13 protein-coding genes are annotated in these 15,156 nt (G+C 72.2%); all 13 read right to left on the reverse strand.

Annotated elements, in window-relative coordinates; translation table 11 throughout:
• Window positions 1-43: 43 nt before the first annotated feature.
• The 13 genes from ACF1BN_RS10840 to ACF1BN_RS10900 all read right to left on the reverse strand — a co-directional run bounded on the left by ACF1BN_RS10840 (window position 44) and on the right by ACF1BN_RS10900 (window position 15,155).
• Entirely contained in the window at window positions 44-667 is a 624-nt protein-coding gene (locus ACF1BN_RS10840; protein WP_392331252.1) for a cell division protein SepF, read from the reverse strand.
• Between the two features lie 121 nt (window positions 668-788).
• A complete protein-coding gene (locus ACF1BN_RS10845; RefSeq protein WP_392331253.1) occupies window positions 789-1,508 on the reverse strand; it encodes a YggS family pyridoxal phosphate-dependent enzyme in 720 nt (239 codons plus the stop codon).
• A gap of 5 nt (window positions 1,509-1,513) precedes the next feature.
• Window positions 1,514-2,248 (reverse strand): peptidoglycan editing factor PgeF, encoded by a 735-nt coding sequence (gene pgeF / locus ACF1BN_RS10850; RefSeq protein ID WP_392331254.1) that lies wholly within the window; start codon window positions 2,246-2,248, stop codon window positions 1,514-1,516.
• Window positions 2,245-3,459, reverse strand: a complete 1,215-nt coding sequence (gene ftsZ, locus ACF1BN_RS10855; RefSeq protein WP_392331255.1) for a cell division protein FtsZ — start codon at window positions 3,457-3,459, stop codon at window positions 2,245-2,247. Before ftsZ ends, pgeF begins: the two co-directional genes overlap by 4 nt.
• 278 nt (window positions 3,460-3,737) lie before the next feature.
• Window positions 3,738-4,541: a cell division protein FtsQ/DivIB gene (locus ACF1BN_RS10860; RefSeq protein WP_392331256.1), complete on the reverse strand. Its 804-nt coding sequence runs from the start codon at window positions 4,539-4,541 to the stop codon at window positions 3,738-3,740.
• 25 nt (window positions 4,542-4,566) lie between these two features.
• A complete protein-coding gene (murG, locus tag ACF1BN_RS10865) occupies window positions 4,567-5,661 on the reverse strand; it encodes an undecaprenyldiphospho-muramoylpentapeptide beta-N-acetylglucosaminyltransferase (protein WP_392331257.1) in 1,095 nt (364 codons plus the stop codon).
• A 6-nt stretch (window positions 5,662-5,667) separates the two neighbouring features.
• Complete coding sequence (gene ftsW, locus ACF1BN_RS10870; RefSeq protein ID WP_392331258.1) at window positions 5,668-7,008, reverse strand: putative lipid II flippase FtsW; 1,341 nt, start codon at window positions 7,006-7,008, stop codon at window positions 5,668-5,670.
• Between the two features lie 56 nt (window positions 7,009-7,064).
• Complete coding sequence (gene murD / locus ACF1BN_RS10875) at window positions 7,065-8,504, reverse strand: UDP-N-acetylmuramoyl-L-alanine--D-glutamate ligase (protein ID WP_392331259.1); 1,440 nt, start codon at window positions 8,502-8,504, stop codon at window positions 7,065-7,067.
• Entirely contained in the window at window positions 8,486-9,556 is a 1,071-nt protein-coding gene (gene mraY, locus ACF1BN_RS10880) for a phospho-N-acetylmuramoyl-pentapeptide-transferase (protein WP_392331260.1), read from the reverse strand. The genes murD and mraY overlap by 19 nt, the downstream gene beginning before the upstream one ends.
• On the reverse strand, window positions 9,553-10,977 hold the full coding sequence (murF, locus tag ACF1BN_RS10885) for a UDP-N-acetylmuramoyl-tripeptide--D-alanyl-D-alanine ligase (protein ID WP_392331261.1): 1,425 nt from the start codon (window positions 10,975-10,977) through the stop codon (window positions 9,553-9,555). The genes mraY and murF overlap by 4 nt, the downstream gene beginning before the upstream one ends.
• A gap of 4 nt (window positions 10,978-10,981) precedes the next feature.
• On the reverse strand, window positions 10,982-12,640 hold the full coding sequence (locus ACF1BN_RS10890; RefSeq protein WP_392331262.1) for a UDP-N-acetylmuramoyl-L-alanyl-D-glutamate--2,6-diaminopimelate ligase: 1,659 nt from the start codon (window positions 12,638-12,640) through the stop codon (window positions 10,982-10,984).
• A gap of 18 nt (window positions 12,641-12,658) precedes the next feature.
• Complete coding sequence (locus ACF1BN_RS10895; RefSeq protein WP_392331263.1) at window positions 12,659-14,695, reverse strand: peptidoglycan D,D-transpeptidase FtsI family protein; 2,037 nt, start codon at window positions 14,693-14,695, stop codon at window positions 12,659-12,661.
• Between the two features lie 7 nt (window positions 14,696-14,702).
• A complete protein-coding gene (locus tag ACF1BN_RS10900) occupies window positions 14,703-15,155 on the reverse strand; it encodes a septum formation initiator family protein (protein ID WP_392331264.1) in 453 nt (150 codons plus the stop codon).
• Window position 15,156 lies beyond the last annotated feature (1 nt).

A 15,156-nucleotide genomic window follows, 5' to 3' on the forward strand; every position in this document is an offset into this window, starting at 1 on the left:
TTGCTCCGGCCGCCCTCGCGGCCGGTTCCGTCCGGTTCGTTTCTCAGCTCTGGTTGAAGAATCCGCCCTCTGCGATCCGGGCCTTGTCCTCCGCCGTGACATCGACGTTAGCAGGCGACAACAGGAACACCTTCTGCGTCACGCGCTCAATGCTGCCATGGAGCCCGAAGACGAGTCCGGCGGCAAAGTCGACAAGTCGCTTCGCGTCGGTGTCGTCCATCTCCGTGAGGTTCATGATCACCGGGGTGCCCTCACGGAAGTGTTCCCCGATGGTACGGGCCTCGTTGTAGGTCCGGGGGTGGAGCGTGGTGATGCGGTACGGCTCCCGCTCGGACACGACCTTGGGCATGATCACCGGTGCGTTCTTCTCCAGGCTCGGGCGTTCGGGTGTGATGGATGCCACGGGGGCAATTCGGGCCGGACGTCCACTTTCGGCGAGTACCGGGACAGAGTGAGCGACAGGTTCCCGGGGGGCGGGGGGCTGCTGCACCACGCGCACGGGCTCCTCGCGCTCGATCTGGCGCGGAGGGGTGTGACGCCGCTCCCGCTCGGGCTCCGGCTCCAGCTCGGGTTCGAAGTCGTCGTCGGGGTCGAAGCCCCGGCCGTCGTACCCATCGTCCTCCACGAGACCGAGGTAGACCGCCATCTTGCGCATCGCGCCGGCCATGCTCCGATTCCTCCGCTCTGTGGTGGATCGGCCTCGTCACCAAGTGCCCGCGATCCACGGGCCACCCCGCCGTTCGCGGAATGACCATATTTTCTGCTGTGGTCCGACCTGCTTCGCGACGTTACCCGAGCTTCGGGCGCACACCGAGTACCGCCGTACCGACGCGTACGTGTGTCGCCCCGGCAGCGATGGCGTCCTCGAGGTCCGCGCTCATGCCCGCTGAGACCATGTTCGCAGCCGGACGGGTCGCGCGCAGGGCAGTCGACAAAACCATCAGGCGGTCGAAGGCGGCGCGTTGCCGACCGGCGTACGCCCCGACGAGCGGGGCGACCGTCATCAGGCCGTCGAGCCGCAGTCCGGGCGCCGCGTCGATCGCCGCGGCCAACTCCTCGATCCCGTCCGGCGCCACGCCGCCCCGGTCGCCGCGCCCGCCGGCCTCGGCGTCGAGGGCGACCTGGATCAGGCAGCCGAGTCCGCGTCCGTCCCTCTCCGCGGCCGCGGAGAGGGAGGAGACGAGCTTGAGGCGGTCGACAGACTGCACCACATCGGCATAACCCACCACGGATCTGACCTTGTTGGTCTGCAACTGACCGACGAAGTGCCAGGTGAGATCGAGGTCGGCGCAGGCGGCCGCCTTGGGCGCGGCGTCCTGGTCGCGGTTCTCCGCCACGTCGCGCACCCCGAGTCCATGCAGGATCCGCACGTCGCTCGCCGGGTAGGTCTTGGTGACCACGATGAGGGTCACGTCCTCGCGGGGGCGGCCGGCGGCGGCGCAGGCGGCCGCGATCCGCTCCTCCACCCGCGCGAGGTTCTCCGCGAGTTCGGCCTTACGGTCCGTCATGCCTCTTACCTGCCCAACCAGACATATCCCGCGAGTCGCCCTGTGGTGCGGTCGCGTCGGTACGAGTAGTGGTCCGGGGACTCCAGGGTGCAGACCCCGGCGTCCTCGACGTCGGTCACCCCGAGCCGGGCCAGCTGGGCCCGGACGCCGGCGGCGACGTCGACGGCGGGAGTGCCCCAGGAGGTCTCGGCGTACGCGTCGGGTTCGACGGCGGCGACCTCGGCGCGCATCGCCTCGGGGACCTCGTAGCAGCGTCCGCAGACGGCGGGTCCGGTGCGGGCGGTGATCCGGCCGGGCTCGGCGCCCAGCCCGGCCATCGCCGCGACGGCCGCGGGGACGACCCCGGCAAGCATGCCGGGCCGTCCGGCGTGGGCGGCGGCGACGACGCCGGCGACCGGGTCGGCGAGGAGGACGGGGACGCAGTCCGCGGTGAGGACGGCGAGGCCGAGTCCTTGGCGGGTGGTGACGATCGCGTCGACGGCGGGGACGGCGTCACCGCCGTCCCAGGGGCCGTCGACCACGGCGACCCCGGCGCCGTGGACCTGGTTCATCCAGACGACGAGGCCGGGGTCGAGCCCCAGTCCGGCGGCGGCGCGGGCCCGGTTGGCGCGGACGGCCTCCGGGTCGTCGCCGACGGCGCCGCCGAGGTTGAGCTCCTCGTACGGAACGGCGCTCACCCCGCCCCACCTGTCGGTGAAGGCGAAGTGCGCGCCGTTCGTGGCGAAGCGGTGCCCTATCACTTCAGGAAGTCCGGCACGTCCAGCTCCTCGGCGGGGCTGTCCGCGTACGGGCGGGCCGGCGGGACCACCGGCGGGGCGGGCGGCAGCGGGGTCTCGCCGACGGCCGGGGCCGGCTCGACCGGGGCGGCGACGGGCTCCTCGCGGGGCGTCACCGTGCCGAGGCCGCCGAGCGGGCGGGAGGGCTCGGCGGCGCGGGGGGCCGGGGCCGGCTCCTCGCGCTTGGCCGAGACCGAACCGATGATGTTGTCCCGGCGGGCGGGCGGCTGACCGCCGTCGAAGCCGGCCGCGATGACGGTGACCCTGACCTCGTCGCCGAGGGCGTCGTCGATGACGGCGCCGAAGATGATGTTGGCCTCCGGGTGGGCGGCCTCACTGACCAGCTGGGCGGCCTCGTTGATCTCGAAGAGACCGAGGTCGCTGCCGCCGGAGATGGAGAGGAGCACACCGCGGGCGCCGTCGATGGACGCCTCCAGGAGCGGCGAGGAGATCGCCATCTCGGCGGCGGCGACCGCGCGGTCGTCGCCGCGGGCGGAGCCGATGCCCATGAGCGCGGAACCCGCCTCGGACATGACCGACTTGACGTCGGCGAAGTCGAGGTTGATCAGGCCCGGGGTGGTGATGAGGTCGGTGATGCCCTGGACGCCGCTGAGCAGGACCTGGTCCGCCGACTTGAAGGCGTCGAGGACCGAGACCTGGCGGTCCGAGATGGACAGCAGGCGGTCGTTCGGGATGACGATGAGGGTGTCGACCTCTTCGCGGAGCTCGGCGATGCCGTCCTCCGCCTGGTTGGCGCGCCGCCGGCCCTCGAAGGTGAACGGGCGGGTGACCACGCCGATCGTGAGGGCGCCGAGCGAGCGGGCGATGTTGGCGACGACGGGCGCGCCGCCGGTGCCGGTGCCGCCGCCCTCGCCGGCGGTGACGAAGACCATGTCGGCCCCCTTGAGGACCTCCTCGATCTCCTCGCGGTGGTCCTCGGCCGCCTTGCGGCCGACGGCAGGGTTGGCCCCGGCCCCGAGGCCGCGGGTCAGTTCACGGCCGACGTCGAGCTTGACGTCGGCGTCGCTCATCAACAGTGCCTGTGCGTCGGTGTTGATGGCGATGAACTCGACGCCCTTGAGACCGACCTCGATCATTCGGTTGATGGCATTGACACCACCGCCGCCGACACCGATGACCTTGATGACTGCGAGGTAGTTCTGCGGTGCTGCCACGTCGAAGGCCTCTCGCCTCGAGTTACGTGTCGTCGTAGCGCGGTGGTTGGCGCGCCGCGACGACGGATGCCGATGGGGTGGTCCGTGCGCCGACCCCAACCCTAACGTTGAAGTTTAGGGTTACCAGTGTCCCTGTTCTCTGGACTCTTCCGAACAGGACACTAAGTCGACTAGCGGCGCGCGTTCAACGAACACGCCGAACCTCCCGTTTTTCTTTTCACCCTATGTGATCACCCGTAGCGCTGGCCAACCAGGGTGCTGGCCAGCGCAGATGCGCGTCAACTCCCCGACGAGGCGGGCGCGCTGGGGGCACTTACGTCGAAGTGCCCCGCTTTGGGGGTCGCCTTCATCAGGGCGGTGAGCACCCGGGCCTTCGCGGGCCCGTGTTCGGCACTGCCCCAGAAGACGGTGCGATCCCGGGTCAGCTCCAGAGTGACGGAGTCGTACGAGGAGAGGCGCACGACACGAGTGTCCTTCGCGATCGCGTCCGGGAGTTCACCCCGAACGCGCACCGCCTCGCCCAGCAGGCGGTCCGCGTCGAAGCGTCGCAGGCTGGGCGAAGCGGTCGCGTCGAGGACGAGCCGGGGCACTCCGCGGGTCGGGGTGGTGACGGTCGCGAACGGGACGGCCGTCGAGTCCACTTCGGTGAAAGATCCGTTCTTCTCCAGAAGGAGCACGGGTTTCCGTTCGGTCACTTCGATCCCGATTCCGTGCGGCCAGGACCGGAATACGTCGACCGAGGCGATCCGGGGCAGTTCCTCCCGGAGGCGCGCCTCGATGGCGTCGATGTCGACGGTGGGCAGCGGGGCGCCGACCGGGACGGCGGCGACGGCCTCGACCTCGGCCGCGGAGAGCACCGCCGTGCCCGAAGTCTTCACACGTTCCACACGGAACCAGGTCGAGCCGTAGAGGGCCCAGACCGTGCCGCCGGCGAGCAGGAGCAGGCCGGCGGCGGCCAGGGCGAGCTTGAGGCCGGTCGGCCGGAGGCGTCCGGCCGCGCCTTCCGGCCGGGGCCGGCGGTCCGAGGGTCCCTGTCGCTTCCCGGTGCCGCTCTGCTCCGCGGTCGTCGGTCCGGCTGCCACGCGCGCCTCTTCCCTCGGTCCCCCGCTACGCCTGTCGGCGGGCGGCGATCGCCTCGTACACCATGCCGACGAGCAGGTCGTCGGCGTCCCGGCGGCCGAACTCGGAGGCGGCGCGGGACATCTCGTACAGCCGGTGCGGATCGGCCAGTACAGGCAGGACGTTGCCCTGCACCCACTGCGGCGACAGCTCCGCGTCGTCGACGAGGAGTCCGCCGCCGGCCTTGACCACCGGCTGTGCGTTGAGCCGCTGTTCGCCGTTGCCGATGGGCAGCGGGACGTAGGCGGCGGGCAGTCCGACGGCGGAGAGCTCCGCGACGGTCATGGCGCCCGCGCGGCAGAGCATCATGTCGGCCGCGGCGTACGCCAGATCCATCCGGTCCACGTACGGTACCGGCACGTACGGCGGCATTCCGGGCATGTTGTCCACGCGCGGCAGTTCGTTCTTCGGGCCGACCGCGTGCAGGATCTGGATGCCGGAGCGCTGGAGCACCGGGGCGACCTGCTGGACGACCTCGTTGAGCCGGCGCGCGCCCTGGGAGCCGCCGGAGACCAGCAGCGTGGGCAGGTTGGGGTCGAGGCCGAAGGCTGCGCGCGCCTCGGGCCTGACCCGGGCCCGGTCGAGGGTGGCGATGGTGTGCCGCAGCGGGATGCCGATGTAACGGGCGTTGCGGAGCTTGGAGTCCGGGGTGGCGACGGCGACGCCGGCCGCGTACCGGGAACCGATCTTGTTGGCCAGACCGGGTCGCGCGTTGGCCTCGTGGACCACGATCGGCACACCGAGCCGCTTGGCGGCCAGATAGCCGGGGAGCGCCACGTAACCGCCGAAGCCGACCACGCAGTCCGCCTTGGTCCGCTCCAGGATCTGCTCGGCGGCCTTGATGGTGCCGCGCAGGCGTCCGGGGACGGTGATCAGCTCGGGGGTGGGCTTGCGCGGCAGCGGTACGGCGGGGATGAGCGCCAGCTCGTAGCCGCGCTCGGGCACGAGCCGGGTCTCCAGGCCCTTCTCCGTGCCCAGCGCCGTGATGCCCACGCTGGGGTCCTGCCTGCGCAGGGCGTCCGCGAGGGCGAGCGCCGGCTCGATGTGACCGGCGGTCCCCCCGCCGGCGAGTACGACATGCACCGAAATTCACCGCTCTCCGGACGGGCGCTTCTTGACGCGCCGTCGCATCGACTTCCATCTCACCCCGGCCCGCTTGCCCCAGCCGGGGCGGCGCATGGCCAGGGCCGCTTTCGCGGCGGGTTCCTGTCGCGCGAAGGCGATCAGGAGCCCGACGGCGAACATGGTCGGCAGCAGGGCCGACCCCCCGTACGAGAACAGCGGGAGCGGGACACCGGCGATCGGCAGCAGACCGAGCACCGCACCGATGTTGACCACGGCCTGGGCCGTGATCCAGGTGGTCACGCCTCCCGCGGCGAATCGAACGAAGGGGTCCTCCGTGCGTCCGGCCACGCGGATACCCGCATAGCCTAGGGCCGCGAACAGGGCGAGTACCGACAGCGTCCCCGCGAGGCCCAGTTCCTCACCGGCCACCGCGAAGATGAAGTCGGTGTGGGCTTCGGGCAGTTGGCCCCATTTTTCCACACTCGCGCCGAGCCCGGAACCGAACCATCCGCCCGATGCCAGAGCATAGATTCCGTGCGCGGCCTGGAGGCACGGGGCCCCCTCGCCGCCCGGATCGGTGGCGCCGATGCACTGGAAGCGGTCCAGCCGGTGCGGGCTCGTCCTGATGAGCAGCGTCCCGAGGGCGCCGGCCACGGCGAGCACCCCGACGAAGAGCCGGGTGGGGGCGCCGGCCGTCCACAGCAGGCCGAAGAGGATCGCCGCGAGGATGATCGCGGTGCCCATGTCCCCGCCGAGCATGATGAGCCCGAGCAGCATGAAGGCCACCGGGACCAGCGGCACCAGCATGTGCTTCCACTGGGCGAGCAGCTTCGTGTCCTGCTTGCGGGCGAGCAGGTCGGCTCCCCACAGGATCAGCCCCAGCTTGCCGAACTCGCTGGGCTGGAGCATGAAGGGGCCGCCCAGCGAGATCCAGTTCTGGTTGCCGCCGATGTTGTGCCCTATCCCCGGGATCTGGACGAGCACCATGAGGAAGACGGCGCCGACCAGGATCGGGTACGCGAGCGCCCGGTGCAGCTTCACCGGCATCCGCGAGGCGACCAGCAGCAGCCCGGTGCCCAGGAGGGCGGCGAAGAACTGCTTCCGGAAGAAGTACGACGGCACCAGCTCGTAGCGGAGCGCCGTGATCATCGAGGCCGAATAGACCATCACCAGGCCGAGCGTGGTGATGAGCAGCCCCGCGCCGATGATCACGTAGTACGCCGTGAGCGGCCGGTCCCAGGCCTTTCGCGCCCGGGTGAAGAGCCCGCGCACGCCTCCGCCGCGCGCGCCCTGCGGGGTCGCCGGTACTCGCCCTCCGCCCGGTCGGGCGGAGGGCCCGCGTGTCCCGGCGATCTTGCTCGGCATGGTCGCTGCCCCCTCCGGTCAGGCCCGGTACGGCCGGACCCTTCGCAGTGGTCGGGTCAGGCGTCCCCGGTGGCGGCGAGGGCGCGGACCGCGTCCGCGAACGCCTCGCCCCGCTTGTTGTAGTTGGTGAACATGTCCATCGAGGCGCAGGCCGGGGCCAGCAGGACGGTGTCCCCCGGGCGGGCCAGCCGGGCCGCCTCACGGACCGCCTCGGACATCGCCCCAGTGTCGGTCCGGTCGAGGTCCACCACCGGGACCTCCGGGGCGTGTCGCGCCAGGGCTTCCCGGATCAGCGCGCGGTCCGCGCCGATCAGGACGACCCCGCGGAGCCGCTTCGCGGACTTCTCCACCAGCTCGTCGAAGGTGGCGCCCTTGGCGAGGCCGCCGGCGATCCAGACGATCGGGTCGTAGGCGGCCAACGAGGCTTCGGCGGCGTGGGTGTTGGTGGCCTTGGAGTCGTCGACGTACGTCACGCCCCCGACCTCCTCGACCAGTTCGATCCGGTGCGGGTCGGGGCGGAAGGCCCGCAGCCCGTCCCGTACGGCCTTCGCGTCGACGCCGAAGGCGCGGGCGAGGGCGGCCGCGGCGAGCGCGTTGGCGATGTTGTGCGGGGCCGGCGGCCGCACGTCGGCGACCTCGGCCAGCTCCTGCGCGTTCTTCTGCCGGTTCTCGACGAAGGCGCGGTCGACGAGGATGCCCTCGACGACACCGAGCTGGGAGGGGCCGGGGGTGCCGAGGGTGAAGCCGATGGCCCGGCAGCCCTCCTCGACGTCGGCCTCGCGGACCAGGTCCTCGGTGGCCGGGTCGGCGACGTTGTACACGCAGGCGATCCGGTTGCCCTCGTAGATCCGGCCCTTGTCGGCGGCGTACGACTCCATCGAGCCGTGCCAGTCGAGGTGGTCGGGCGCCAGGTTGAGCACGGCGGCCGAGTGGGCGCGCACGGAGGGCGCCCAGTGCAGCTGGTAGCTGGAGAGCTCCACGGCGAGGACGTCGTACGGCTCGTCGCCGAGGACGGCGTCGAGGAGCGAGACGCCGATGTTGCCGACGGCGGCGGTCCGCAGCCCGGCCGCCTCCAGGATGGAGGCGAGCATCCGGGTCGTGGTGGTCTTGCCGTTGGTGCCGGTGATCGCCAGCCACGGGGCGGCGTCCGGGCCCCTCAGCCGCCAGGCCAGCTCGACGTCGCCCCAGATCTCCACGCCCGCCTCGGCGGCGGCCGTGAAGAGCGGCTTGTCCGGCTGCCAGCCGGGGGTGGTGACGACCAGCTCGGTGCCGGCCGGCAGGGTCGCGCCGTCGCCGAGGCGGACGGTGATCCCCTCCGCCTCCAGTGCGGCGGCCTGCGTCCGGGAGCGCTCGTCGTCGCCGTCGTTGACGACGGTCACCACGGCCCCGCGGGCGGCCAGGGCCCGGGCGGCCGGGATGCCGGACACCCCGAGCCCCGCGACCGTGACCCGCTTGCCCTGCCAGTCCAGCTCTTCGCTCACTTGTCGGCTGCCCATCCCGCGTAGAAGAGGCCCAGGCCCACGATGACGCACATGCCCTGGATGATCCAGAACCGGACGACGACCAGGACCTCGGACCACCCCTTGAGTTCGAAGTGGTGCTGGAGGGGGGCCATCCGGAAGACGCGCTTGCCGGTCATCTTGAACGAGCCGACCTGGATGACCACGGACATCGTGATCAGCACGAACAGGCCGCCGAGCAGCGCGAGCAGCAGCTCCGTGCGGGAGCAGATGGCGAGACCGGCGAGTGCGCCGCCGAGGGCGAGGGAGCCGGTGTCACCCATGAAGATCTTGGCGGGCGAGGTGTTCCACCAGAGGAAGCCGAAACAGGCTCCCATCAGCGCGGAGGCCACGACCGCGAGGTCGAGCGGGTCGCGGACCTCGAAGCACGCGCTGGGGTTGGTGAGGGTCAGCGCGTTGGCGCAGGACTCCTGGAACTGCCACAGCCCGATGAAGGTGTAGGCGCCGAAGACCATCACGGAGGCGCCGGTGGCCAGGCCGTCCAGACCGTCCGTCAGGTTCACGCCGTTGGACATGGCCAGGATCATGAAGAGCGCCCAGACCACGAAGAGGACGGGGCCGATCGACCAGCCGAAGTCGGTGATGAAGGAGAGCTTCGTGGAGGCGGGGGTGAGCCCGCGCAGGTCCGCGAACTGGAGCGAGAGCACCGCGAAGGCGATGCCGACGATGAGCTGGCCGGCCATCTTCGCCTTGGCCCGCAGGCCCAGCGAACGCTGCTTGACGATCTTGATGTAGTCGTCGAGGAAGCCGACCAGGCCCATGCCGGCCATCAGGAACAGCACCAGCACGCCGGAGTACGAGATGGGCTCGCCGGTGATGACCTTGGCCAGCGCGTACGCGATGAGCGTCGCCAGGATGAAGGAGATGCCGCCCATGGTGGGCGTGCCCTTCTTCCCGGCGTGGCCGCGCGGGCCGTCGTCACGGATGAACTGCCCGTAGCCCTTGCGGGCGAGCAGCTTGATGAGCAGCGGGGTACCGATCAGGGTCAGGAAGAGGCCGATGGCCCCCGCGAAGAGGATCTGCCTCATCGGCCCGATACCTCGCCCTCAGCGTCGAGCAGCGCCAGGGCGACCTGCTCGAGACCGACCGACCGGGAGGCCTTCACCAGGACCACGTCCCCCGGGCGCAGTTCCCTGCGCAACAGGTCGACAGCCGCCTGCGCGTCGGACACGTGCACCGACTCCTCACCCCACGAACCCTCGTTATAGGCGCCCAGTTGCAGCCAGGACGCTTCCCTGTCCCCGACCGCGACGAGCTTGCTGACGTTGAGTCGGACGGCGAGCCGTCCGACCGCGTCGTGCTCGGCGAGCGACGCGTCACCGAGCTCGGCCATCCTGCCGAGCACCGCCCACGTACGGGCCCCGCGGGCCTGTCCGGCCCGACCCATGGCCGCGAGCGCGCGCAGGGCGGCTCGCATGGACTCGGGGTTCGCGTTGTAGGCGTCGTTGACGATCGTCACGCCGTCCGGACGCTCGGTGACCTCCATGCGCCAGCGCGACAGGGAGCCGGCCTCGGAGAGCGCGGTGGCGATCTCCTGGACAGGCATGCCCAGCTCGTGCGCGACGGCGGCCGCTGCGAGCGCGTTCGACACGTGGTGCTCACCGTACAGGCGCAAGGTCACGTCGCTGCACCCGGTGGGTGTGTGAAGCGTGAAAGAGGGGCGGCCGACGTCGGTGAGGTGGACGTTCTCGGCGCGTACGGCCGCTTCGTCCGCTTCTCCGAAGAGGGTCACGCGGGCCTTGGTGCGGCTCGCCATCGCGCGGACGAGCGGGTCGTCGGCGTTGAGGACCGCCACACCGCCCTCCTCGGCGGACGGCAGGGACTCGACCAGCTCGCCCTTGGCCACGGCGATCTGCTCGCGTCCGCCGAACTCGCCGATGTGGGCGGAGCCCACGTTGAGGACGAGCCCGATCCGGGGCGGGGTGAGCCCGGTCAGGTAGCGGATGTGGCCGATGCCGCGGGCGCCCATCTCCAGGACGAGGTGCCGGGTCTCCTCGGTCGCCCTGAGCGCGGTGAGCGGCAGGCCGATCTCGTTGTTGAGGGAGCCGGGCGTCCAGACGGTGGGCGCGTGGCGGTCGAGGACCTGGGCGATCAGGTCCTTGGTGGAGGTCTTGCCGGCCGAGCCGGTGAGGGCGACGACATCGGTGCCGAGCCGCTCGACGACCGTGCGGGCGAGGGCGCCCAGCGCGCTCTGCACGTCGTCCACGACGATCGCGGGGACGCCGAGGGGGCGGACGGCGAGCACCGCCGCCGCACCCGCCGCGACGGCGCGTTCCGCGTAGTCGTGGCCGTCGACGCGCTCCCCGGCGAAGGCGGCGAAGAGGCTGCCGGGCCTCACCTCGCGGGAGTCGATGACGACGGGCCCGGTGATCCGGGCACCCGGATCCGGTATGTCGTGCGCCTGCCCGCCGACGATTTCGGCGATCTCGGCGAGGGAGAGGGCGATCACTGCTTCATCCCTGACTGTTCTGGTGACGGTGTTCGATCGCTTCGCGGAGGACCAGGCGGTCGTCGAAGGGACGGACCTGCCCGGCGATCTCCTGGCCCTGCTCGTGGCCCTTGCCGGCGACCAGGACGGTGTCGCCCGGCCTGGCGCGGGCGACGGCCGCGGCGACGGCGGCGGCCCGGTCGGGTTCGACCAGGACGTCTCCGCGCTCCGCGGCGGGCACCTCGGAGGCGCCCGCGAGCATGGCGGTGAGGATCGCGAGCGGGTCCTCGGAGCGGGGGTTGTCGGAGGTGAGTACGGCGGTGTCGGCGAGCCGGGCCGCGGCGGCGCCCATCGGGCCCCGTTTGGTGGTGTCCCGGTCGCCGCCGCAGCCGATGACGACGTGCAGCCGGCCCTCGGTGACCTCGCGGAGCGAGCGCAGGACCGATTCGACGGCGTCGGTCTTGTGGGCGTAGTCGACGACGGCGAGGTACGGCTGGCCGGCGTCGACGCGCTCCAGGCGGCCGGGGACGCCGGGGACGGCGGCGACGCCGTCGGCGGCGGTCCGCGGGTCGAGCCCGGCGGTGGCGAGGGTCGCGATGGCGGCGAGGGTGTTGGCGACGTTGAAGGGGCCGGGCAGCGGGGCGGTGGCGGGGATCCGCACGCCCTCGGGGCCGACGGCCGTGAAGGTGGAGTCGGCGGCGCCCAGGACGACGTCCTCGGCGCGCCAGTCGGCGTCGGCGCGGCCCTCCGCGGAGAAGGTGACGACCGGGACGGCCGCCTCCTTCACGAGCCGGCGGCCGTACTCGTCGTCGGCGTTCACGACGCCGATCCGGCTGCGCTCGGGGGTGAAGAGCATGGCCTTGGCCCGGAAGTAGTCCTCCATGTCGGAGTGGAACTCCATGTGCTCCGGGCTGAGGTTGTTGAAGACGGCGACGTCGAAGACGCAGCCGTCGACCCGGCCGAGCACGAGGGCGTGGCTGGAGACCTCCATGGCGACGGCCTCGACGCCCCGCTCACGCATGACGGCGAAGAGGGCCTGGAGGTCGGTGGCCTCGGGGGTGGTGCGCTCCGACTTGATGCGTTCGTCGCCGATCCGCATCTCGACGGTGCCGACGAGGCCGGTGTGTCGCCCGGCGCCGCGCAGTCCGCCCTCGACGAGGTAGGCGGTGGTGGTCTTGCCGGAGGTACCGGTGATGCCGATCTGGAGGAGGTCCGCGCCCGGGCGGCCGTAGATCTCGGCGGCGAGTTCGCCCATCCGGCCGCGCGGGTCCTCGGCGACGAGGACCGGCAGGCCGGTCGCGGCGGCGCGGTCGGCGCCCGTCGGGTCGGTGAGGACCGCGGCGGCGCCGAGGCCGGCGGCCTGGGCGACGAAGTCGGCGCCGTGCAGGCGGGCGCCGGGCAGGGCCGCGTACACGTCCCCGGGGCGTACCGCCCGGGAGTCGTGGGTGATGCCCGAGACCTGGACGCCCTGTGCGGCGTCGGGGAGCTCGGTGCCCAGCCGTGCCGCGAGCTCGCCCAGGGGTGTGGGGCGGGCCCGCTCCGGGCGGGGCGGGGAGGTTCGGGACTGATCAGCGTGTGGCACGGCGGTGAGCGTACCGGGCGCACCCTGGGGGGGACCAAACGAGCCGGGGGCGTCGCCGGAGTCCGATGCGCGGTTCCCGGAGTGGGGGGTGATCGTCGTCACTGGTGGTGCTCCCGGGGGTCACGGGGTGGGTTCGAAGGTGACCGGCAGGCGGGGTGACGCGCTGCCGGTGGGGGCCACGTGGAGGCTCTTGAGGGCGAACTCCATGACCTTCTTGTAGATGGGTCCGCAGATCTGGCCGCCGAAGTAGCTGCCCTTGGTGGGGTTCTGGATGGCGCAGTAGACGGTGACGCGGGGCTGGTCGGCGGGGGCGAAGCCGGCGAAGGAGGCGGTGTAGCCCTTGTAGCGGCCGAGTTCGGGGTCGACGCGGTTGGCGGTGCCGGTCTTTCCGGCGACGCGGTAGCCGGGGATGGCGGCCTTGGTGCCGGTGCCCTCCCGGTCCTCGACGACGGATTCCAGCATCCTGGCGAGGGTCTTGGCGGTCTGCTCGCTGACGACCCGGCTCTCGGCGGGCTTGTCGGCGGCGGTGAAGCGCCCGTCGGGGCCCTTGGTGCCGCGGACGAGGGTGGGTTCGATCCGTACGCCTCCGTTGGCGATGGTCGAGTAGACCGAGGCGGCCTGGAGGGCGTTGACGGAGAGGCCCTGGCCGAAGGGGATCGTGTACTGCTGGGAGGTGGACCAGTCCTCGGGCTTGGCGAGGATGCCCGCGGTCTCGCCGGGGAAGCCGAGGCCGGTGGGGCTGCCGATGCCGAAGCGGCGGAGGTAGCCGTCGAGGACGCGGTTGGACTCGGCCTGGTCCTTGCCGAGCTGGCCGGTGGCGAGGATGGTGCCGATGTTGCTGGACTTGGCGAGGACGCCGTTGAGCGTCAGGTACCAGGTCGGGTGGTCGATGTCGTCCTTGAAGAGCCGGTCGCCGCGGTGGAGCCGGTTGGGGACGGTGACGTGGGTGTCGGGGGCGGCCTTGCCCTCCTCCAGGACGGCGGCCATGGACATGACCTTGCTGGTGGAGCCGGGCTCGTAGGCGTCCTGGAGGGCGGCGTTGCCCATGCTGGCGGCGTTGGCCGCGGAGAGGTCGTTGGGGTCGAAGCCGGGGGCGTTGGCCATGGCCAGGATCTCGCCGGTGCGGGTGTCCTGGACGATGACGTAGCCGCGGTCGGCCTTGGACTTGCGGACCTGCTCGGCGATGGCTTGCTGGGCGGCCCACTGGATGTCCCGGTCGATGGTGAGCTCGATGTCGGAGCCGGGGACGGCGGGGGTGCCCTGGGAGCCGGCGGTGGGGACCTGGCGGCCGCCGGAGGCAGTGAAGCGGATCTTGCCGTCCCGGCCGGCGAGTTCGGGGTCGAGCAGGGACTCGATGCCGCCGGCGCCGCGGCCCTCGGCGTTGACGTGTCCCAGTATTCCGGCGCCGAGGTCGCCGTTCGGGTAGACCCGCTTGGTGCTGGGCTCGCTGAGGACGCCGCCGAGCAGGTTGACCCGGGTGCCGCCGGGCTCCTGGGCCTTCTGCGCGTAGACCTTCCTGAGGTCCTTGATCTGGTTCCAGACCTGCGGGGTCTGCTTGCGGGCGAGCAGGGTGTAGCGGGAGTCGGGGGTGCGGAGCTTCTTCGCGAGTTCCGCCGGTTCCTTGCCCAGGATCGGGGCGAGGAGGGCCGCGGCCTGCTCGGGCGCGTCGCGGAGCCCGGACTCCTCGGGGGTGAAGAGCTTGGGGTCCGCGGTGATGTCGTAGGCGTCGACACTGGCGGCCAGGGCGATGCCGTTGCGGTCGGTGATCTCGCCGCGCTCGGCCGAGAGCGTGTACTCCTGGAAGCGGTACTTGTCCGCCTTGGCCGCGTAGGCGCTGGCGTCGACGGCCTGGACCTGGAGCAGCCGCACCACGAAGGCGAGCATGACGAGGGTGAGGCCGACGGAGATCAGGCGCAGCCGGGGCCTGGGGCTGCCGAGCTTGATGGTGCGGGGCTTGCGGGCGGGCGGCCGGGCGGCGGGGCGACGGGCGGCCGGGCGCGGGGCGGGCCGGGGGCCGCGGGCGCCGGCACCGGGCCTGGATCCCGAACCGGCCCTGGCGGCGCGGTCCGCGGCTCCGGCTCCTCCTCCGGAGGAGGAGCGGGGGCGGGCGGGCCGGGCGGGGCCGGGGACGCGGCGGCGCGGGGGCTCCTGGGGCACTGCTCGGTCACCTGCCGGAGGTCGTCGGGGCGGCGGGGGCGGTTCCGGTGGGGGTGGACTCGGGGGCGGCGCCCTCCCCCGTACGGGAGGGGTCGGGGTCGCCGGTGCGGCCCGGGGCGCGCGAGGGCGTGCGGGAGGGCTTCGGGGAGGCGGCGACGATGGGCTCGCCGAGCACCTTGCCGTCGGGGCCGAGGAAGGCCGGGCTGCCGCCGGGGACCATGCCGAGCTCGCGGGCGCGGCGCTCCAGGGCGTCGGGGGCGGCGTTGGCGTCGACGTCCCGCTGGAGGGCCTGCTCTTCGTCGGTGAGCTCGGTGGTGCGGTCCTTGAGCTCGCGCAGCTCGAAGGAGCCCTGGTTGAGGGCGGAGTTCAGCAGCAGCAGGGTGATGAGGCCGCCGCCGAGGAGGAGGACGACCAGCAGGACGAAGGGGGTGCGGGCGGCCGAGCTGGGTCCGGACGGCATC

This window comes from Streptomyces sp. NPDC014861, from assembly GCF_043081625.1.
GTDB lineage: Bacteria > Actinomycetota > Actinomycetes > Streptomycetales > Streptomycetaceae > Streptomyces.